Source organism: Actinomadura xylanilytica (genome assembly GCF_030283145.1).
Taxonomy (GTDB): domain Bacteria; phylum Actinomycetota; class Actinomycetes; order Streptosporangiales; family Streptosporangiaceae; genus Spirillospora; species Spirillospora xylanilytica.
This window is the reverse complement of sequence record NZ_JASNWE010000003.1, coordinates 874,576-894,397: the sequence shown is the minus strand read 5'-3', so window position 1 is coordinate 894,397 and position 19,822 is coordinate 874,576. Positions and strand designations below refer to the sequence as shown.

The following is a 19,822-nucleotide window of genomic DNA, read 5'->3' as shown; positions in this document are numbered from 1 at the left end:
GAGAGTCTCGCCCGGCGGGCCCCGCCGCGGCGCCGTCCCGCGCCGGGCGGCGGCCCGCGTGGTGGGAGACCGGGCCGAACTGCGCCCAGTGCCGATGTGTGGCGGCGGAATCGGTGCGCGCGGGCGGTGAGATGCAGGAGCGGCTATCGAACGGTTCCTCCGGTGTGTGCGATCCGCCGTCAGCGTCCCGCCAGCAGTGCCCCCCCGTTGATGTGAACGACCTGACCGGTGATGAATCCGGCCTCCGGGCCGGCGAGATGGCAGACCGTGGCGGCGACCTCCTCAGGGGTGGCCCCCCGGTTCATCGGCGACCGTCTCGACCTGTCCGCGTGCAGGTCCGAGGACATCCGGTCGCCGTAGAACTCGGTGTCGGTGACATATCCCGGGGCCACGACGTTGACGGTGATCTGGTCGCCGGCCAACTGGGCGGCGAGCTCCGCCGACCACGGGTGCAGCGCGGCCTTGGCCCCGCCGTAGGTGGCCGGACCACGTACCGCCGCCACCGACCCGACCGTGACGATCCGGCCACCGGGCCGGGCCAGCAGGGGAAGCAGGGCATGGGTGAGCAGGACGGCAGGGAGCACGTTGGCGTGCAGGTTGGCCCGCCAGGCCTCGGCCAGCGCGTCCAGTTCCTGCACCCGGTGGGGATCGGCGTTGCCTCCGGCGTTGTTCACCAGGATGTCCACCGGCCGTCCGGCCACCGCGGCCAGCACGCGCCGCGCCCCGTCCGGCTCGCTCAGGTCGGCCGCGACCACGACGACGCGCGGACCCAGCCGGTCGGCGAGGCCGGCGAGCCGGTCGGACCTGCGCCCCACCGCGATCACCTCGCCGGCCCGGCTCGCGGCGAGCCGGGCGGTGATGGCCCGTCCGATCCCGGTCGCCGCGCCGGACACCACGGCCACGCCCGGCGCCCCGCCCGCCGATTCGGCGCCCGTCACGAGACGGTGGCACGGGCGCGTTCCACGACCCGCATCGTCAGCTCTGGTGATTCGCCGAGGTAGCTGGCCGGCTCGAACAGGCGCTCCTGTTCGGCGTCGGTGAACCGGTCGGTGATCATCGGATCCGAGGCGGCCAGCTTGCGGACCGGGAGGTCGCGGCTGTGCGCCTCCTGCATGAGCTGGTAGACGTACTCGTGGGCCTGCTGCTTTCCGATGTGCTCGCCGAGGGCGAACATGACCCGCTCGGACATCACCTGGCCGGTGACCGTCTCCACGTTGACGGCCAGCCGGTCGGGGTGCACGATCAGCCCGGTGACGACCTCGGTCGCGATCTCGGCCGCGGCCAGACAGTAATGGGACACGTCCGGCACGCAGGCCCACTCCAGGCGCAGCGACCGCGCGTCGCGCTCGTGGTCGCCTACCATCGCGGTCAGCGCCAGCCCGGCCTGCGCGGCGGCCAGCCGGGACAGCGCCACGATCTGTTCGCAGCGCTCGGGATTGCGCTTGTGCGGCATCGTGCTGCTGCCGACCTTGCCGGTCCGCCACGCCTCTTCGACCTCGCCGAACTCGGGCCGGGACAGCGTGCGGATCTCGTCGGCCATCCGGGCCAACGTGCCGGTGATCATCGCTAACGTGCTGACGAACTCGGTGACCCGGTCCCGGGCGACGTGCCATCCGAGGTCGGGGACGACCAGCCCCAGCCGCTCGGCGAACCGTTCCAGGGTGGCCCGGCCTCGACCGTCGAAGCTGGCCATCGTCCCGGCCCCGCCGAACAGTTGGGCGGTCGGGGTATGGGCGCGCAGACGGGTCACCCGTTCCCGGTGCCGGAGCAACTCGTCGAGCCAGCTGGCCACCTTGAGGCCGAACGCCATCGGCAGCGCCGGCTGCGCGTGGGTGCGGCCCAGCCCGATCGTCCTGGAGTGCCGGCCCGCGGTTTCGGTCAGGCTGCGGATGATGTCGTCCAGCGCCGGCGAGAGCGTGTCGAGCACGTCCCTGGCCTCCAGGGACTGACCGGTGTCCTGGATGTCCTGGGTGGTCGCGCCGAAGTGGATGAACTGTCCGGCGGTCGGTCCGCACGCCGTTTCCAGCGCGCGAAGCAGCCCGATCAGCGAGTGCCCCGAGCGCTCGGTCTCCGCCTGCACCTGGTCGAGGTCGACGTGGTCGAGGTCGGCCACTGCGGCGATCTGCTCGGCGACCTCGGCCGGGATCACGCCCAGCTCACCCTGGGTCAGGGCCAGCGCCGCCTCGATGTCCAGCCAGCGCTGTTTGCGGCAGATGTCGCAGAAGATGTGTCTGCTCGCGGCGGTGGCGTAGCGATCGCCGTAGAACCGCGAGTCGGTGATGTGGCCGCGTTCGTGGCGGCAGTGTTCCGGCATGGGAGACCTCCGGGTCAGCGGACGGTGGACGGAAACGACGGGAGATAGGGGCAGTTGCCGTACGGCGGGGATTCCGGGTCGGTGGTGCTGTCGGCGGCCAGTCGCAAGGCGGCGGCGCGCGGACTGACACCGCTGCGGCGCGCCTGCGCGACGATGTCGGCGACGAGGTCGTTCATCAGGGTGGCGAGCGCGTCGAGCACCTGCTGCGGGCCAGGACAGTCGCGCGGACCGAACAGCACCTCCATCGACGCGGATCCCCCGATTCCGCCGATGAAATCGGGGACGACCAGCACGTTCCGCGCCGCCAAGGCCTGTTCGGTGCTCTCGGCGAGGCCGCAGTTCGCTCCCACCACGACCGTCGAGACCGGGACCTGTGCCGCCTGCGCGGTGGTCATCGCGTCGGCGGGGCCGGCGAGGACCAGCACATCGGCCGGCACGGTGAACAACCGGGCCGCACGGCCGCCCGACGGCATCGCCGGGACCGGGGTTCCCGGCGGGCAGCCGAGCATGGCCGGGACGTCCACGCCGGCCGGGGCGGCCACGGTGCCGTGTTCGTCGCCGACCGCCACCACCCGGGCCCCGTCTTCGTGAAACGTGCCCGCGGCTCCTCGGCCGAGGTTGCCGAATCCCTGGAGCGCGACGGTGAGCGTGCCGCCGCACCGGGCGGCGGCGATCCCGGCGTGGGCCAGCGCGTGCCCCGCGCGGCGGGCCGAGACCGGGACCCCGCGGACGGGCGCCTCGAGCACGGCCATCCGTCGGTCGAACTCGTCGTCGCTGAGCCGCTGGGCGGTCTTGATCGCGTACTTGATCGACGGCAGCCCGATCGCCTCGGCGTGCCGGTTGAGCTCCAGCCAGCCGGTGCCCATGTCCGGCCCCATGCTGTAGCGGGTGGCCAGATCGTCGCGGAGGAACGCCAGGAAACGACCCAGCACCCCGCTCTTGCCCGGCGCGCCGGGATCGAGGTCCAGTCCGCACTTGGCTCCGGCCACGTTGATGCCGAGCACCCGCTGCTTGAGCGCCATCCGGTCGGCGAGCGTGCCCAAGGTGGCCGCGTCCAGGCCGGACTGCACCCGGCATCCGCCCGCGGCGAGCCGATGCCGGGCGCCGCGGTAGACCAGCCAGCCCCGGGTGCCGTCGACCGGGTCGCCATACTCGATCAGGTCTGTCATCACAGCGAACTCTCTGTCGTCTCGTGCTCGGATTCGAGCGCGGCGGCCATGTCCGTGGCGGTCACAATCGCCACGGGCAGCCCGTCGCGCAGCACCACGCACGCGCCGTGCTCGGCGATGCGGGCCGCCGCGGTGCCGAGTCGTTGGCCCCAGCCGACCGTGGGAAGCGGAGCGGTCAGGTGCTCGGCGACCGGTGCGTCCAGCCGCGCCCGACCGGTCGCGACCCGTACGGCGATGTCGTGTTCGGCGGCGAATCCCACGATCTCCGGCAGCCGGATCGGCGGTGTGGCCGCGCTGACCGCCATGTGGCCGGTCCGCGTGTCCCGCATGCGCCGCAGCGCGGTCGCGAGCCGCTCCTGCGGCGCCAGCACCGGAAGGCCGTGGCGGGCGGCGACCGCTACCGGCACACCATCGGCCGGCTCGGTGAAACCGTGCCCGGCCAGCCAGTCGTCGTCGAAGATCGTGGTGAGGTAGCCCCGGCCGGAGTCGGGGATCAGCACGACGATGACCGCGTCCGGCCCGGCGCGCTCGGCCACCCGCAGTGCCGCGGCGACGGCCATTCCGCCGGAGCCGCCGGTGAGGATGCCCTCCTCCCGGGCGAGGCGGCGGGTCACCCGGATGGACTCGGCGTCGCCGACGGTCAGTATCCCGTCCGGAACGGCCGGATCGAACGCGGCGGGAATGCCCGGCTGCCCGACGCCCTCCACGTAGTACGGCCGCACCTCCTCGCCGCTGTACGCCGATCCCTGCGGGTCGACCCCGATCACCTGCACCGCGCCCGCCGACACCTCGTGCAGGTACCGGCCGACGCCGGAGACCGTGCCGCCGGTCCCCAGCCCGGCGACGAAGTGCGTCAGCCGTCCCTGGGTCTGCTCCCAGATCTCCGGCCCGGTGACGGCGTAGTGCGCCGCCGGGTTGGCCGGGTTGTTGTACTGGTCGATGCAGTGGGCTCCGGGGATCTCGGCGGCCATCCGGGTGGCGACGTTGCGGTAGAAGCGGGGATGGGTCATCGGGACGGCGGCCGGGCAGACCACCACCTCGGCGCCGTAGGCCCGCAGCGCGGCGATCTTGCTGGGCGAGACCTTGTCCGGACAGGTGAACACGCACCGGTAGCCGCGTTGGGCGCCGACAAGGGCCAGTCCGATCCCGGTGTTGCCCGACGTCGGCTCGACGATGGTGCCACCGGGGCGCAGGCTGCCGTCGCGCTCGGCCGCCGTGACCATGCCGACCGCGATCCGGTCCTTGGCCGAACCACCGGGATTGAACTGCTCCAGCTTGGCCAGCACCAGCGGGCCGGAGCGGTCTGCGACGGCGGCCAGCCGCACCAGCGGCGTCTGGCCGACCAGGTCGAGCATGGAGTCGTGGAATCGCATCGCTGCCCTTTCTCCGCCGGTCAGGACGATCGGGTTCCCGGCACCGGCGACGGTCACAGGTGTCGGTACGGGGTCAGGTGGCTGCGGCTGGTGCGCACCGCGAGGAGCGACGGGCCCGGATGGTCGAGTGCCTTGGCCAGGCCGGTGCGCACCTCGGTGGCCGTGGTCGCGGAGAGCCCGAGTGCGCCGTATGCCTCGGCCAGTCGAGGGAAGTCGGGGTTCGCCAGGTCGGTGCCGATACCGCGGTCCGGGTAGCGCTGCTGCTGGTGCAGCCGGATGGTGCCGAGCGAGGCGTTGTCGGACACGACGAACACCACCGGGAGGCGGCGCTCGCACACGGTCGCGAGCTCGCCGCCGTTCATGACGAAACCGCCGTCGCCGACGATCGCCACGGTGGGCACCGCGCGGGTGCGCGCGGCGACGGCCAGCGCCGCGCCGGGGGCGAACCCCATCGCGCTGGAGTCGATCCCCACCAGCCTGCCGTTCTCGGCGAACCGGAGGAAGCGGTAGGTCCAGCTGGTGAAGGTGCCGGAGTCGACGATCACCGTCACGGCGCCCTCGGTCAGCTCGTCCAGCGCCGAGGCGATCTCGCCGACCGTCACCGCGTCGGAGTCCGGTGGGACCCATCGGGCGTTGTCCTCCTCGATGGCGTGCAGCTCATCGCGCCACCGGTCGCGGCCGTCCGGCAGCCGGTGCGGGGGGCCGGCGCCCGCCAGCCGGGCGAGAAAGTCCACCGGGTCCATCGCGAACCCGGCGGTGACCCGGTGGTACCGGCCGATCCGGGCCGGATCCGGGTAGACGTGCACCAGCGCCTGGTCCGGTTCCGGCCCGCGCGGGAAGCGCAGCCGCCGCGTCGTGGTCTGCCCCAGCCGGGTGCCCACCGCGAGGACGAGGTCGGCGCGGTCGAACTCGGCAAGCTGCTCCGGCTGCGTGGAGTTGTGCAGGTGGCCCGCGTAGCACCGGTGGCGGTTGTCCAGCAGGTGCTGGTTCTTGTTGCTGGTGACGACCGGGAGGCCGTGCCGTTCCGCGATCTGCCGCAGCAGGGTCCGGCCGCTCGCGGTGTCGAGCATCGAGCCGGCCAGCAGCAACGGCCGGCGGGCCGCGGTGAGCAGGTCGTGGACCGTGGCGAAGTCCCGGTCGTCGGGGACCGTGTGTCCCAGTGCGACCCGGCCGGCCGGCCGGTCGGCCCCGGCGCGGTCGAACACGTCCTCCGGTACGTGCACCACCACCGGCCCCGGTGTCGCCGACTCGGCCACCCGGAACGCCCGCCGGACGGTCTCACCGGTGGCCGCGGGGTCGTACAGCGTCAACACCGCCTTGGCCAGGTCGTCCAGTGGCCTGCCGGACTGGAACGACTCGCGCCCCAGATCCCTGGTGGGCACATCACCCACCAGCACCACCAGCGGGGTGGCGTCCTCCGCTGCGGCGTGCACCGCGATCGCCGCGTTGGCCGCGCCGGGGGCTCGGCTGACCAGGCACACGCCCGCCCGGCCGGTCAGCTTGGCATCGGCGAGCGCGGCGAACCCGGCGGATCCCTCGTGCCGGCATCCCAGCACGTCGATCTCGCAGTCGTACAGCGCGTCGAGCAGCGGCAGGTAGCTCTCCCCGGCCACGCAGAAGATCCGGTCCACCTGGTGCGCCCGCAGGCTCTGCACCATGGTGCCCGCGACCGTCCGGTCCGGCGCGGGCATCAGAGTTCGCGTGCCGAGCGCGCGGGAACGTACTGCGCCGTGGCCTTGTCCGGCGGGTAGACGATCGCCGATTCGTCGAATCCCTGCCCCTGCTTCTGATATTGCAGCAGCACCAGATCGGGCGATGCATGGTGCCAATGGGCCGGCCCGCGCTCGTACCGGATGGGGCCTCGCCAGGTCGGGAACTCCATCGCCTCCATCGCGTCGATCATGTCGTCCCGGTCGGTGGACCGCGCCGCTCGGCTGGCGGCGGCGACGATGGTGACGTCGGTGAAATGAGTCAACGCCGTGTCCGGCGGGAAGTCCCCGTACCGCTGGCGATAGCGATCGGTGAACCAGCGTCCGATCTCGGTCATCCCCGGCCACGACGGCCGATACTGCATGGCGGGCCACATCGCGCCGACACCCGCGGTTCCGGCGAGCCGCCAGAAATCGTTGGACCGCAACGGATAGCTGAAGGGGACCATTAACGGAGTGTCCGGAAGCAGGCCGGCGTCCGCCGCGGCGTGCATGATCTGGTAGTTGGTCCGCACCACTCCGCCGTTGATGAGCAGATCCGGCCGGTAGTCCCGGATCGTTCCCAGCAGGTCGCCGAAGTCCGGTGCACCGTCCTGTTCGTAGTCGAGGCGCAGGAACTCCATCCCGTGCCGCGCACGGCCGTACTGTTCCAGGATGTCCGCGGTGTGGAGGCCGAACGCGGTGTCGGCGCACACCATTCCCACCGTGCGGATGCCCAGCTCGGCCGCGAAGTCCAGCATCAGCGGCACGCGGTCCGCCACGCTGAAGTACGAGCGGAAGACGTTACGCCGCTTCTGCGCGGTGATCTCGCTGTAGCCGTTCTCGACGAAGATCGGGACGTTGTACTTCGTCGCCACGTCGACCACCCACGGGGTCGTCCGCAGATGCCACTGCCCCATCACCGCGACCACGTCGTCGACGAGAGCGAGCTTGGCCATCTGCCCCGCGGCGGAGCGGTACATGCCCTCCTCCGCCGCCGTCGCCTGATCGTCGTAGAGCACCAGCTCGATCGCCCGGTTGTCGCGGGCACCGCCGTGCTCGCGCACATATTCCGCCCCCAGGCAGGCGCCCCGGACCACCAGCTCGCCCGCCGTACTGTCGCCCGGTTCACTCAGCGGCGTGATGATGCCGATCCGGACCGGGTCGGAGCCCGTGTCCTCGTTCACGTCGCGCACCAGCGCTCGGGCACGTTCCAGATGAGTACTCTGCGGCATCTTTCGCTCCCTTGGCCTCAGGCTTCATGGGGAATGGCGAACTCGTCGAGGTAATCGGAGAAACGGTCGGCCAGTTGGCCGGATCGGAGCCCGAACTGCTCCGCGCGATAGGCGTGCCGTCCTTGGGAGTGGCCGGCGGAAAGGTAGCCGTTCATGCGCCGCCGCGCCGCACCGGTGAGCGAAAGTCCAGCGGTGGCACAGATTTCCGCCACCACCGCCATGGGATCGGCGACCAGATCGGCATACCGGATGTCCAGCGGTGACCGGTCGAACGGGCCCGCTCCCCGGCGCAGGCCCTCCAGCATCGGCGTGACCCGTTCCAGCCAGTAGCGGCCGATCTCGTGGTCGTCCACGGGGTCCGCGCCGGCTCTGCGCACGACGGAGGTCAGACTGCAGACGCTCGGCACCGCGACCGCGGGGGAGCGGTGCATGCGGACGACCAGCGCGTCCGGGTACACCGCGGCCAGATCGTCCAGGTACCACAGGTGCGACGGCCCCTTGAGCAGAACATGGTCACCGGGGATCCGGTCCAGCAGAACCTGTAATTGCGTGCGGTGATACCGGTAAATCGGCGCCATGGACTGCCGGTCCAGCCATTTCGTATAGCCGGGCACGTGGTACCGCAGCGCGAAAATCGGATCGCAGAACGTATTTCCGGTCAGCCGATGGCATTCCTCGGGGAAATCCACGCGCAGCGGGTGAATGTGCTTGAATTTCGGGGCGATCCGGTCGTACTCCGCGATGTAGGCCGCGCACTGGCTGATCAGTTCGTCGGGTGGATCGCGGCGAGCGGGGGCCATCATCTCCCACAGCGCCGGCGCCCGGAGTTGGGGATGCTGAGCGAGTAAGTGTTGCAGGAACGTCGTTCCGGTACGCAGCATCCCGGTGATGATGATCGGCCGCAACGGCCGGTTCGTCGTCTCGGGGCGCTCGGCGATCCGATGGCTCGTCTCCAGTTGCTCGACAAGCGATCGGACCAGCGACCGCTGTGCCCGGACGCGCCCCGCCGATGTCAGCCGCGCTTCTCCATCAAGCGAGCGAACAAGTTGCTCCAGGGCTTCGAGGTTGAAGAGCTCCGTCTCGTTGTCGCCGGCGACGCGGCGCGCGGTCAGTATCATTGTGGCTGTGTTCAGATTGGACTGTTCGGTTGAAATACCCCCAGTGGAGACCATGTGAACTCTCCCGATTTCGATCAGACGCGACGATGGCGACGGTCGTACGTATCGGTGTTCGAAATAGGTGGATAACGAAAATCGGCCAAATGTGTCAGTCGAGATATGAAATCGTTGGCCAGCAACGGCTCTCTACCGCGAAGCAGGGCGATCCCACCGCGACGGTCCCGGCCTCATCGCCCGCGCAGCTCGAGTGCGACCGCGCCGAGCACCAAGGCCCCTCCGACGAACGCGCCGGCCCAGAGCGACTCCTCGAGCACGGTCGCGCCGATCACGGCGCCGACAAGCGGTGTGACGTAGGCGTAGGTACTGACCAGCGGCGCCGGCGCGCTCTCCAAGAGGTGCGTGTAGAGCAGGAAGCCGACGAGCGAGTCGAAGACGAGCAGAAACACCGCCGCCCCGGCCGAGGTCCAACTGACGTCCGACCACCGAGTCGGATCGAACTCACCGAGCGACAGTGCGACCAGCAGCAGCACCGTCCCACCGGCGAGCAACTGAACCGCGCTGGCGACCACTCGATCGACCGGCCGGTCGGCGTTCGCCGTCAGCAGGCTCCCCGCGGCCCACAGGATCGGCGCGACGCAGAATGCCGCGACCGCCCACGGTGCCCCGCCGATCGCGGTGCCCGGTGCCGTCAGTACAACGATCACGATGCCGCCGAACCCCGCCACGAGGCGCACCTGCGACGCGACCGACACACGGGTTCCGATCAACCTGCCCAGGAGTACCACCCACAGCGGGATCGCCGCAGCGAGGATCGCCCCGAGGCTGGCGGTCACCGCGGTCAGCGCCACCGTGGCGAGCCCCTGCCCGCCCACCAGCAGCAGTACACCGGCGATCGCCAGTTGCCGCTGTTGCACACGCGTCGGCCTGGGACGCCCACGCGCGGCACCGGTGAACACGACCCCGGCGAGCAAGAAGATCGCCGCCGCTCCGCCGAGCGGGGGCACAGTGTCGACCATCAGCTTCATCGCCGGAATCGCCGAGCCCCAGCACGCATAGAGCGCGAGCAGCAGGAGCACGGTGCGATCAGGGGGCACCACGGCCATCCGCCCACCGGCCCGGCGCCGCGCCATTCTGCCGCTGGGTTCGGGGAGCCGGCTCGCCGGCGTGCCGATGATCATCGAGAAGCTCCTCACGATCTCTCAGTCAACACCATCGGTCACTTCGGTGCTCGGCAGACCGTTTGGACCAACGCGTGCCTGTCCACATGCCCAAGCAAATATCACATCATTTCCACCAGTAGCAGCGAGTATTTCACCGTCGGTTCTTCGTACGCATCCATGATGCGCATTCCGGTCGTATCCAATAGTTCATTGAGCTCGTCGTGTTTGAACTTGTGAGACGTATCGACAATCACCCGCTCACCTGCCTTGATGACCCCTCTCAAATTCAAATCGGCGAGGTGGAATTTGATGTCCAGCCTTGGCCAGATCTGCGCTTCCATGCGACGGGCATCTGTGTTGTACGTCAATCTGCTATTAAATATAGACGGATTGAAGTCACCATCGAATGCACGATTCAGACAGGTCAGTCTATTGGTCAAGAAATTGTGCCACAGATCGCATTCAGGTGGATCGTTGTACGCAGTCTCCAGTGTCGATCGGGATTTATCGAAATCGACACCGACCACCATGAGATCGCCGGGCCGGCCCGCTGATTTGATGTCTTCGAGCAACTCGCGTCGTTTCTGCTCGCTCATGTTCCCCAGCGAGCTGCCCATGAACAAGAACAATCGCGATGCCTTCGGCTGCTGCCCGACGACGCTCAGGCCGCTGTGGTAGTCACCGGCGATGGGCCGGATCTCGAGGCCATCAATGGAATCGGCAAGCCGAGCAGAGGTCTTTCTCAGCATTTCTTCCGATACGTCGATCGGTACATACCTCAGCGGTACTTGGGATATGGCGGACGCCCGCTTCAACAGCAGTTCGGATTTCGTCGCCGTACCGGAACCCAGTTCGACTATTTCTTTGACGTTTGCACGATCGCAGATTGCATCGACATTGCGTGTCAGCAGCGCCCATTCGGCGCGGTATGGATAATAGGTTTCCAAATCGCAGATCTGTGCATACAGCTCCGATCCGCGTTCGTCATACCCATAGACGGTCGGGATCCGGCGCGGGGCTTTTGAAAGGCCCGCTGTCAGGTCTCGAATCTCGCTCGCCGCTTCATCTACTCGCACATCGATTAGATCATTGACTGTGCCCATCAAAGCCATCCAAGAGTTCATTTTGCAAGAACGAACATGGCGTGGTCGATCTCGCGAGTGTGAACGTCATATGTCAACGTCGTGATGCCGCGGGTCACCCTCCGTCGCTCGCTTGTTGGCGTGCCGTCAAGGGGAGTGTTATGCATGAGCATCGTGATGTCAATCTTGACTCTGAGCCTTACGGACGTGAGCATTCAAGTTTGTAATTGATCACAGGTCGGCCCTGTGTCATATCGAGGACACGGGTGACGACCTGCGAAAACTCCTATCTGAAGATCATTAGGAGACGGCAGTGGAGGTCGTAGCGGACGTTTCCCCAGGTCATTCCCATGTACTTGACATGTGCATATGATCTGACCTGCGGGAACTGGTAAAGACGCAGGTGGCGCCTCATGTACACGAGCTGTACATGCCTGTGCACACGAGAAGTGCATGGGGCCGACCAGGGCGAACAGGTGTCGAGCCCATGGCCGGCCTGCCGCCCGGCGTCGCCGGGACACCTCGGATTCTTGGGGACGTCGCGACACCCCGGTTGAAGGGGCGCGATGAACTCAGGATCCGCCGCGAGTGGCGTAACGGCCGGCCGCCAAGGTGCTCAGCGCCGGAACCCTCACCAACCCCAAGCGCCTCCTCGCCCTGGCCGAGGCCGACACCAAGTCACTGACCACCGACTAGGACCTCGACATCGGCGACATGGTGCGGATCGCCCAGGGGATGCAGGGCCTCACCGCCGGGAAGTTGCGCTTGGTTACCGTGCCGACCGGGCCCTGCGCCCCCGACTCCAACCGGGTCGCGCTGTGCGAGCCCGACGCCGGCCGGCCGGGGGAGAGACCGGGACGGACGAGCTGTTGTCAATCATGCGGGATCTCCGAACGATACTGTTCAATTCTCTTCAATAGACTCGAATGAATTTGTCGCGGAGACTGGCCGCGTGACGAACGAACAACTTCCGTGCCGTGCCTCTGATCGCCCCGCCGCATCCCATTGCAGGAATGTCGGGTGGGAGCCTGCACGGTGCAACTGCCAGAGCCCGGTCGAGACCTCCGCAGTCGCATGATCGACTCGATTCTCTCCGGACTGTGGGCCGGCTACGGCCTGGCAGTGCCGGTCGGTGCGGTCGCCGTCCTGATGATCAATATGACCGCCAGGACCTCGTTCCGGAACGGAGCAGCCGCGGCGATCGGCGCCGCCACTGCCGATGCCTTGTACGCAGTTGTGGCGGTGGTCGGCGGCAGCGCCGCCGCATCCGCTCTCGCTCCGGTCTCCACCCCCCTGCGGTGGGCGGCCGCGGTGATCCTCATCGGTATGGCCGTTCGTATCGCGCTCCAGGCGACGAGGACACGGGCTGACGTAGGCGAGGAAACGCAAAGCAACGACTCCGACATGAGCCCGTTCCGTGCATTTCTCATCTTTTTTGGACTCACCGCACTCAACCCCTGGCCGGCCATATATTTTGTTGCGTTGGTTTTGGGGCGGCAGGGTCAGGAGAGTCAGACGCCCTGGCAGGCTTGCGCCTATGTCGCCGCCATTGTGCTGGCTTCCGCCAGTTGGCAGCTCGTGCTGGCCGGCGGGGGTGCCGTGCTGGGCCGATTCCTCACCGGCCACCACGGTCGTTTCATCACCGCCATATGCTCCAGCCTGCTCATCGCGGGTCTTGCGGTGAGCGTCGCTGTCACCGGTTGAACCGACCACCATCCCGAACAGGGCGGGTTTGACGAACGATCTTGCTCGGACCGGTCGCGGTCAGGCCGATGCGGCGTCTCGGCAGAAGTCGAACGCTGGTCTCGAGCGCAGACTCAGCCGACTTTCGGTGTGGCGCGGTCGATGATCGGAGCGAGGTCCAGTCCCGGCGGCAGAGTGCCGAAGGCGGCTCCCCAGTCGCCACCGAGACGGGTGGCGCAGAAGGCGTCGGCGACCGCCGGATGACCGTGCCTGACCAGCAAGGATGCCTGGAGGGTGAGGGCCAGGCGCTCGGCGACGCGGCGGGCGCGGAACTCGATCGTCGCGGCGTCGACGAGACTGTCCTTGGCTTCCTTGACGGCGGCGTCCAGGCGCGGGTCGGCCCCTTGGGACAGGTCGACCTCGTCGAAGAACGCCTCCAGCGTCTGCGGCTCGCGCAGTGCCGCACGCAGCAGATCGAGCGCGGCGACGTTGCCGGAGCCTTCCCAGATGGAGTTGAGCGGGGACTCGCGGAACAGCCGCGGCATCCCCGACTCCTCGACGTAGCCGTTGCCGCCCAGGCATTCCAGGGCCTCGGCGGTGTGCGCCGGCCACCGCTTGCACACCCAGTACTTGCCCGCCGCGAGGCCGAGCCGCTTGAACGCGGTCTCGGCCGCGTCGCCCCGGACCGAGCGGTCGGTGGCGCCGGCCAGCCGCATCATCAGGGCGGTGGCGGCCTCGGACTCGATCGCCAGGTCGGCCAGGACGTTGCGCATCAGCGGCTGGTCGGCCAGCCGGCCCCCGAACGCGGTGCGGTGCGCGGCGTGGTGCGCGGCGGTGACGACGCCCTGCCGCATCCCGGACGCGGCGCCGATCAGGCAGTCGAGCCGGGTCATGTTGACCATCTCGATGATGGTGCGGACGCCGCGTCCCTCGTCGCCGACGCGCCACGCCACCGCGTGCTCGTACTCGATCTCGGACGAGGCGTTGGACCGGTTGCCGAGCTTGTCCTTGAGGCGTATCAGCCGCAGCGGGTTGAGCGTGCCGTCCGGCCGGACGCGCGGCACCAGGAAGCAGGTCAGCCCGCCGGGGGCCTGCGCGAGGGTGAGGAAGAGGTCGCACATCGGCGCGCTGGTGAACCACTTGTGCCCGACCAGGCGGTACGTGCCGTCCGGCGCGGGGGTCGCCTCGGTGGTGTTGGCGCGGACGTCCGAGCCGCCCTGCTTCTCGGTCATCGACATGCCGGCCAGCAGCGCGGTCTTGGTGAGCGGCGCGCGCAGTCCGTAGTCGTACTCGGGACGGGCGAGGAGCGGCTCGTACTGGGCGGCGAGGTCCGGCGCCTGCCGCAGCGCGGGGACGGCGGCGTAGGTCATCGAGATGGGGCAGCCGTGCCCGGCGTCGACGCGCCAGGCGTAGAACTTGGCGGCCCGCGCGACGTGCGCGCCCTCGCGGGCGTCGGCCCACGGGGCGCCGTGCAGGCCGTGCGTGACGGCGACCCGCATCAGCTCGTGCCAGGACGGGTGGAACTCGACCTCGTCGATCCGGTGCCCGTAGCGGTCGTGGGTGCGCAGCGCCGGCGGGTTCTCGTTGGCGAGCCGGCCGTGCTCCTGGGCCTCCTCGCCGCCCGCCAGCAGCCCGAGCTCGTGCACCTCGTCCGCCGCCCATCCGGCGCCCTCGCGGTCGAGCGCGTCCAGCAGGACGGCCTCGTCGGCGGTGTCGTATCCGGCGAGCGGGGGGACCTGGTTGAACACCTCATGGGTCTGCACGGCACTGCTCCCTCTGGCTTCGCGGTCCTGCCGAGCAGACTACAGAACCTCGTTCGGGTATGCCACAGGGGCTCGCATACCAGGCATTTCGCCGGGCATCCTCCTGAAGATGTGGGGTGATCTCGTTCTGGCGGCGGATTGCCCGGGGGCCGTGGGGGCATACTTTCGGAACCATGAGTCAGCCCACCCCGCAGCCGGGACGGCGGCCTTCACCGGTCCGCCCCCAGGACCCCCATCCGGACCGGCAGCAGGACCTCCGGCCGGACCGTCCGCCGCCGGCCCCGGCCGAGCCCGTCCCGGTCGACCCGGTCCCGGTGGAGCGGCCGAAGGCCGGCCCCGTCCCGTCCTCGGGCGGCGCCTCCGACCCCGTGCCCGGCGGCTCGGTCCGCGCCTCCGACGCCGAGCGCGAGGCCGTGGTCGAGCGGCTGCGGGTCGCCTCGGTGGAAGGGCGGCTGACCTTCGAGGAGCTGACCGAGCGGACCGGGTCGGCCTACCGGGCGGTGACCCGCGGCGATCTCGACCACATCATCGCCGACCTTCCCGGCATGGGCGCTCCGGGCGCCGAACCGGCCCCGCCGCAGGTGCAGCGCCGGTTCACCGCGATCATGGGCGACTGCAAGGAGCGCATCGTCGGCCGCATCGACGAGCGGCTCGAGGCCCTGTCGGTGATGGGCGACGTCGAGCTGGACCTGCGCGGCGCGCAGGTCCCGACCGGCGAGGTGGTGGTGTCCGCCACCGCGGTGATGGGCGACATCAAGATCATCGTCCCGGACGGGGTCAGCGTGGAGCTGACCGGCTACACGCTCATGGGCGACCGCCGGGTCTCGGTGCGCGAGGCCCCGGCGGGGTCGCGGATCCCGGTGGTCCGGGTCGCCGCGCACGCGGTGATGGGCGACGTGCGGATCGTCGACGACGAGCACCACGCCCCGCTGCGCAACGCGCTGTCCTCCTGGTGGGAGGGCCGCAGGGACCGCGACGCCTGAGCCGCCGCGCGCGGGACCGTCCGCCGGACGCGCCCCGCGCGGGCCGTTTCAGCGGTTGTAGGCGGTGCGGGCGCCGAGCCACAGCGTGTAGGCCGCGACGCCGGCCAGCCCGGCCTTGCGGGTGCGGTCGGCGGTCAGGGCCAGGCCGAGGGCCAGCTCGGCGGCGCCGTTGCGTTTGATCCACGCCCGGGTGTCGTTCGGGAACGGCAGCCGGGAGACCGGCTCGAACGCCTTCGGCGCGGCGAAGTGCGCGGCGCCGGTCGCGGCCAGGACGAGTCCGGCGGTGCGGAGAAGGGCCATGGTGGGGGGTTCCTTTCGAGGACGCGTTCGGCGGACGGGGCGACCGGTCGCCCAGGTCGCCGCTCCGGGTACCGGAAGGTATGCGGATTTTGGACATTGCGTCAATAGTCCGCCCGGACCCGGCGGCCGGGCGCGGACCGCGAGCCGCTGATCGCGGCGCCCCGGCGTCCGCCCGCAGGTGACCGACATCACCGCCCCGCCCCCGTCCCGCCGGCGCGTCCCGCCGGCCCGCGGCGCGTCCCGCCGGCGCAGGGCGCCGTGACGCTCAGCGCGCGGCGAGTGCCCCGGCCGGCGTGCAGGTCGGGTCGCGGCCCGGTGCCCGCGCCTCGTCGTAGCGGTGCAGGACCAGGTCGGCCAGCTCCGGCGCCGCCCCGAGCACGGGCGACACCGCGCCGGCGCCCGCCGCGAGCGCCTCCCCGCGCACCTTGTCGGCGAAATGGCCCGGCGCGAGGAAGTAGGACGCCACCACCACGCGCGGCGCCCCCGCGTCGCGCAGTGCCGCGACGGCCTCCGCCGGGGTGGGGCGGGTCGCGGACGCGAACGCCGGCACCACCCCCCACCAGCCCCGGGACCGCCACCGCCGGGCCAGCCCCCCGATGGTCGCGTTGGCCGCAGGATCGCTGGACCCGGCCGCGACCAGCACCACCGCGGTGCGGGGGTCGCCCGCCGCGACGCCCGCCTCCGCCAGCCGCCGTTCGAGGGCGGCCAGCAGGAGCGGGTGCGGACCCAGCGTGGCGGCCGTCGTCAGGCCGAGCCCGGGATGCCGGCGGCCGACCCGCGCCAGCACGCCCGGGATGTCGGTCTTGCTGTGGTAGGCGGCGGTGAGCAGCAGCGGCAGCACCACCGCCCGCTCCGCCCCGCCGCGCGCGAGGCCGTCCAGCACCCGGTCCGGCGCGGGTGCCGCGTGGTCGAGGAACGAGGCCAGCACCGGCACGTCCGGCCGCCGCGCCCGCACCGCGGCGAGCAGCTCGGTGACGGTCGCGGCGGCGCGCGGGTCCCTGCTCCCGTGCGCCACCCCGACCAGCGGCGTGATCACAGGTGGATGCCGCACTCGGTCTTGCCCGACCCCGCCCAGCGCCCGCTGCGCGGGTCCGCGCCGGCCGCGACCGGCTGCGTGCACGGCTCGCACCCGATCGACGGGTAGCCGTCGTGGTGCAGCGGGTTGACCAGCACCCCGTTGTCGGCCATGTAGTTGTCCATGTCGTCCTGGGACCAGTCCAGGATCGGGTTGACCTTGACCATCCCGCGCCGGGCGTCCCACTCGACCACCCGGCGGTCGCGCCGGCTGGCCGTCTCGTCGCGGCGGATCCCGCTGAACCACGCCATGTACCCCTCCAGCGCCCGGCCGAGCGGCTCCACCTTGCGCAGATGGCAGCACAGGTCCGGGTTGCGGCCGTTCAGCCGCGGGCCGAGCGCGGCCTCCTGCTCGGCCACGGTGCGGGTCGGCGTCACGTTGATCACGTTGACCGGGTAGACGGCCTCCACCGCGTCCCGCGTCCCGATGGTCTCGGCGAAGTGGTAGCCGGTGTCGACGAACAGCACGTCGATGCCGGGCTTCACCTTGGACACCAGGTGGATCAGCGCGGCGTCCGACATCGAGGACGTCAGGCAGAGCCGGTCGCCGAACGTGGCCGACGCCCAGCGGATGACCTCCAGCGTGGAGGCCCCCTCCAGCGCGTGCGCGGCCGATTCGACGATGTCCTCGAGGTCGAGGGTGGGCCGGTCGGTCTCCAGCAGGGTCATCGGGGATCCTCCTTGTGCGTCCGGGGCGCTCCAACACCGAGGAACTTCAGCGAGAAGGAGCGGACGCAGTCATGGCAGAACCACGCCCCCGCCTCCTCGCGCGGCTCGAGGTGCTCCTCACCGCAGTAGGGGCAGTAGAACGGCGCGGCACGTTCGCTCATCCGGCTGCCCTACTTCAGATCGGCGTCGTCGGCGCGCTGCGCCCACTCGGCGAAGGTCTCGCCCTCGGCGCGCTGGGCGTCGAAGTTGCGCACGACCCGCTCGACGTAGTCGGTCAGGCCCGCCGAGGTGGTCTTGAGCCCGCGGACCTTCTTGCCGAACGTGGTGCCGAGCCGGCCGCCGAGGTGGATCTGGAAGCCCTCCACCTGGTCGCCGTTCTCGTCCACCACGAGCTGGCCCTTGAGCCCGATGTCGGCGACCTGGATGCGCGCGCACGCGTTCGGGCAGCCGTTGACGTTGACGGTCAGCGGCTGGTCGAAGTCGGGCAGCCGCTTCTCCAGCTCGTCCATCAGGTCCATCGCGCGCTGCTTGGTCTCGACGATCGCCAGCTTGCAGTACTCGATGCCGGTGCACGCCATGGTCTGGCGGCGGAAGGTGGACGGGCGGACCTGGAGGTCGTGCTCGGCCAGCGCGTCCGCGAGCGCCTCGGTGTGCTCGGCGGGCACGTCGAGGACGACCATCTTCTGCTCGGCGGTGGTGCGGACCCGGCCCGACCCGTAGCGCTGGGCCAGATCGCCGATCACGCCGAGCAGTTCGCCGTTCACGCGGCCGACGCGCGGCGCGAAGCCGACGTAGAACAGGCCGTCGTTCTGCGGGTGGATCCCCACGTGGTCGCGGCGGGGGAGCGGGGCGGCGGGCTCGGGACCGTCGGGCAGCGCGTACCCGAGGTAGTCGCGCTCCAGCACCTCGCGGAACTTCTCCGGGCCCCAGTCGTTCATCAGGAACTTGATCCGGGCCCGGTGCCGCAGCCGCCGGTAGCCGTAGTCCCGGAAGATCGAGATGACGCCCTTCCAGACCTCGTGGGCCTGCTCGGGCCGGATGAACACGCCGAGGCTCTTGGCGAACATCGGGTTGGTGGACAGCCCGCCGCCGACGAACGCCTGGTAGCCCGCCTGGCCGTTCTCGTCCAGCACGCCGACGAAGGCCACGTCGTTGATCTCGTGGACGGTGCAGTGCGCGGTGCAGCCCGACATCGCCGTCTTGAACTTGCGCGGCAGGTTGGAGAACTCGGGCGTCCCGATGTAGCGGTCGTGGGTCTCGCGGATCTGCGGGGTCGCGTCGATCACCTCGTCCTGCGCGATCCCGGCCAGCGGACAGCCGATGATCACCCGCGGGGTGTCGCCGCACGCCTCCATGGTGGACAGCCCGACCGACTCCAGCCTCGCCCAGATCGCCGGGACGTCCTCGATCCGGATCCAGTGCAGCTGGATGTTCTGCCGGTCGGTGATGTCGGCGGTGCCGCGCGCGTACCGGACGGCGATATCGGAGATCGCGCGCAGCTGCGGCCCGTCGAGCTGGCCGCCGTCGATCCGCACCCGCAGCATGAAGTAGCGGTCGTCGAGCTCCTCGTCCGGCAGCGACCCCGTCTTGCCGCCGTCGATGCCGGGCTTGCGCTGGGTGTAGAGCCCGAACCAGCGGAACCGGCCGCGCAGGTCGGCGGGGTCGATCGAGTCGAAGCCGGTCTTGGAGTAGACGTCGATGATGCGCTGGCGGACGTTCAGGCCGTCATCGTTCTTCTTGTTCTCTTCGTTCTTGTTGAGCGGTTCGCGGTAGCCGAGGGCCCACTGGCCCTCGCCCCGCTTGCTCTTGGTCGCAGGTGGCACGGTGCGCGTCCTAACCGGATCTGGATGGCGGGGACGCGTAACGCACCGGCAGTCTCGAACAGCCGGCTCGGCACTGAGCAGGAGGGTGTCAAAGGTGACGCCGATGCGCCACGCGCCCGCGTTAAGCGGAGGGGCGTGGTCGGGGCGTCACAGACAGATCGCGCTGCGGACGCGGAGGAAGTCAACGTGCCGGCGCATCACCAGCAGCGGGTCCACAGCGGTCATACGTGAACTCTGACACGCGATCTCATCGACTGTCCAGTTCCGTCCGGCATGCGGACGGGTGAGAAGAGTCATCCCTGCCGCTTCCAGTTCACCCGCGGCTCCGCAGGTCGCGGCGCCGCCTGGGGACCGCCCGGGGCCTCGCCGCCGGGCCCGCCGCCCGGAT

The 19,822-nt window shown here is 70.2% G+C and carries 17 protein-coding genes; 2 read left to right on the top strand and 15 right to left on the bottom strand.

All coding sequences use genetic code 11. From position 1 onward, the window contains the following. Positions 1-179: 179 nt before the first annotated feature. The 9 genes from QP090_RS21665 to QP090_RS21625 all read right to left on the bottom strand — a co-directional run bounded on the left by QP090_RS21665 (position 180) and on the right by QP090_RS21625 (position 11,160). Positions 180-938, bottom strand: a complete 759-nt coding sequence (locus QP090_RS21665) for an SDR family NAD(P)-dependent oxidoreductase (protein ID WP_285940948.1) — start codon at positions 936-938, stop codon at positions 180-182. Then, the gene (locus QP090_RS21660; RefSeq protein WP_285940947.1) at positions 935-2,314 is read right to left on the bottom strand and encodes a class-II fumarase/aspartase family protein; all 1,380 of its coding nucleotides are present in this window, start codon (positions 2,312-2,314) and stop codon (positions 935-937) included. Before QP090_RS21660 ends, QP090_RS21665 begins: the two co-directional genes overlap by 4 nt. A gap of 14 nt (positions 2,315-2,328) precedes the next feature. After that, positions 2,329-3,483: a Rossmann-fold NAD(P)-binding domain-containing protein gene (locus tag QP090_RS21655; protein WP_285940946.1), complete on the bottom strand. Its 1,155-nt coding sequence runs from the start codon at positions 3,481-3,483 to the stop codon at positions 2,329-2,331. Next, positions 3,483-4,856 carry a pyridoxal-phosphate dependent enzyme gene (locus QP090_RS21650; protein ID WP_285940945.1) on the bottom strand — a complete coding sequence of 458 codons (1,374 nt, stop codon included), beginning with the start codon at positions 4,854-4,856 and terminating at the stop codon, positions 3,483-3,485. The genes QP090_RS21655 and QP090_RS21650 overlap by 1 nt, the downstream gene beginning before the upstream one ends. Before the next feature lie 53 nt (positions 4,857-4,909). Next, positions 4,910-6,547 (bottom strand): thiamine pyrophosphate-dependent enzyme, encoded by a 1,638-nt coding sequence (locus QP090_RS21645; protein WP_285940944.1) that lies wholly within the window; start codon positions 6,545-6,547, stop codon positions 4,910-4,912. Beyond that, positions 6,547-7,779, bottom strand: a complete 1,233-nt coding sequence (locus QP090_RS21640) for an ABC transporter substrate-binding protein (protein WP_285940943.1) — start codon at positions 7,777-7,779, stop codon at positions 6,547-6,549. Before QP090_RS21640 ends, QP090_RS21645 begins: the two co-directional genes overlap by 1 nt. Positions 7,780-7,796: 17 nt before the next feature. Further along, positions 7,797-8,951, bottom strand: a complete 1,155-nt coding sequence (locus QP090_RS21635) for a sulfotransferase family protein (RefSeq protein WP_285940942.1) — start codon at positions 8,949-8,951, stop codon at positions 7,797-7,799. Between the two features lie 173 nt (positions 8,952-9,124). Next, positions 9,125-10,075 (bottom strand): EamA family transporter, encoded by a 951-nt coding sequence (locus QP090_RS21630; protein WP_285940941.1) that lies wholly within the window; start codon positions 10,073-10,075, stop codon positions 9,125-9,127. A gap of 101 nt (positions 10,076-10,176) precedes the next feature. Beyond that, entirely contained in the window at positions 10,177-11,160 is a 984-nt protein-coding gene (locus tag QP090_RS21625; RefSeq protein WP_285940940.1) for an L-histidine N(alpha)-methyltransferase, read from the bottom strand. Between the two features lie 1,053 nt (positions 11,161-12,213). Here QP090_RS21625 and QP090_RS21620 point away from each other — a divergent pair. Next, complete coding sequence (locus QP090_RS21620) at positions 12,214-12,843, top strand: LysE family transporter (protein ID WP_285940939.1); 630 nt, start codon at positions 12,214-12,216, stop codon at positions 12,841-12,843. 113 nt (positions 12,844-12,956) lie between these two features. On the opposite strand, the gene QP090_RS21615 is transcribed toward QP090_RS21620, so the two are convergent. Further along, positions 12,957-14,585, bottom strand: coding sequence for an acyl-CoA dehydrogenase family protein (locus tag QP090_RS21615; protein WP_285940938.1), 1,629 nt, complete (start codon positions 14,583-14,585; stop codon positions 12,957-12,959). Positions 14,586-14,758: 173 nt separating this feature from the next. On the opposite strand from QP090_RS21615, the gene QP090_RS21610 reads away from it, so the two are divergent. Further along, positions 14,759-15,568 (top strand): DUF1707 SHOCT-like domain-containing protein, encoded by an 810-nt coding sequence (locus QP090_RS21610; RefSeq protein WP_285940937.1) that lies wholly within the window; start codon positions 14,759-14,761, stop codon positions 15,566-15,568. 48 nt (positions 15,569-15,616) lie between these two features. On the opposite strand, the gene QP090_RS21605 is transcribed toward QP090_RS21610, so the two are convergent. From QP090_RS21605 to QP090_RS21585, 5 genes are all read right to left on the bottom strand, one after another. Beyond that, positions 15,617-15,868, bottom strand: a complete 252-nt coding sequence (locus QP090_RS21605; protein WP_285940936.1) for a DoxX-related protein — start codon at positions 15,866-15,868, stop codon at positions 15,617-15,619. A 265-nt stretch (positions 15,869-16,133) separates the two neighbouring features. Beyond that, positions 16,134-16,904: a sirohydrochlorin chelatase gene (locus QP090_RS21600; RefSeq protein WP_285940935.1), complete on the bottom strand. Its 771-nt coding sequence runs from the start codon at positions 16,902-16,904 to the stop codon at positions 16,134-16,136. Beyond that, complete coding sequence (locus QP090_RS21595; protein WP_285940934.1) at positions 16,901-17,611, bottom strand: phosphoadenylyl-sulfate reductase; 711 nt, start codon at positions 17,609-17,611, stop codon at positions 16,901-16,903. The genes QP090_RS21600 and QP090_RS21595 overlap by 4 nt, the downstream gene beginning before the upstream one ends. After that, positions 17,608-17,772 (bottom strand): Insertion element protein, encoded by a 165-nt coding sequence (locus tag QP090_RS21590; RefSeq protein WP_285940933.1) that lies wholly within the window; start codon positions 17,770-17,772, stop codon positions 17,608-17,610. The genes QP090_RS21595 and QP090_RS21590 overlap by 4 nt, the downstream gene beginning before the upstream one ends. 9 nt (positions 17,773-17,781) lie before the next feature. Further along, positions 17,782-19,434, bottom strand: coding sequence for a nitrite/sulfite reductase (locus QP090_RS21585; RefSeq protein ID WP_285940932.1), 1,653 nt, complete (start codon positions 19,432-19,434; stop codon positions 17,782-17,784). Between the last annotated feature and the right edge of the window lie 388 nt (positions 19,435-19,822).

Coding starts and splice junctions, on each gene's coding strand:
- QP090_RS21630 (WP_285940941.1), bottom strand. CDS start 10,075: ATGATCATCGGCACGCCGGCGAGCCGGCTCCCCGAACCCAGCGGCAGA.
- QP090_RS21620 (WP_285940939.1), top strand. CDS start 12,214: ATGATCGACTCGATTCTCTCCGGACTGTGGGCCGGCTACGGCCTGGCA.
- QP090_RS21635 (WP_285940942.1), bottom strand. CDS start 8,951: ATGGTCTCCACTGGGGGTATTTCAACCGAACAGTCCAATCTGAACACA.
- QP090_RS21595 (WP_285940934.1), bottom strand. CDS start 17,611: ATGACCCTGCTGGAGACCGACCGGCCCACCCTCGACCTCGAGGACATC.
- QP090_RS21645 (WP_285940944.1), bottom strand. CDS start 6,547: ATGCCCGCGCCGGACCGGACGGTCGCGGGCACCATGGTGCAGAGCCTG.
- QP090_RS21655 (WP_285940946.1), bottom strand. CDS start 3,483: ATGACAGACCTGATCGAGTATGGCGACCCGGTCGACGGCACCCGGGGC.
- QP090_RS21610 (WP_285940937.1), top strand. CDS start 14,759: ATGAGTCAGCCCACCCCGCAGCCGGGACGGCGGCCTTCACCGGTCCGC.
- QP090_RS21640 (WP_285940943.1), bottom strand. CDS start 7,779: ATGCCGCAGAGTACTCATCTGGAACGTGCCCGAGCGCTGGTGCGCGAC.
- QP090_RS21650 (WP_285940945.1), bottom strand. CDS start 4,856: ATGCGATTCCACGACTCCATGCTCGACCTGGTCGGCCAGACGCCGCTG.
- QP090_RS21605 (WP_285940936.1), bottom strand. CDS start 15,868: ATGGCCCTTCTCCGCACCGCCGGACTCGTCCTGGCCGCGACCGGCGCC.
- QP090_RS21660 (WP_285940947.1), bottom strand. CDS start 2,314: ATGCCGGAACACTGCCGCCACGAACGCGGCCACATCACCGACTCGCGG.
- QP090_RS21590 (WP_285940933.1), bottom strand. CDS start 17,772: ATGAGCGAACGTGCCGCGCCGTTCTACTGCCCCTACTGCGGTGAGGAG.
- QP090_RS21625 (WP_285940940.1), bottom strand. CDS start 11,160: ATGGGCACAGTCAATGATCTAATCGATGTGCGAGTAGATGAAGCGGCG.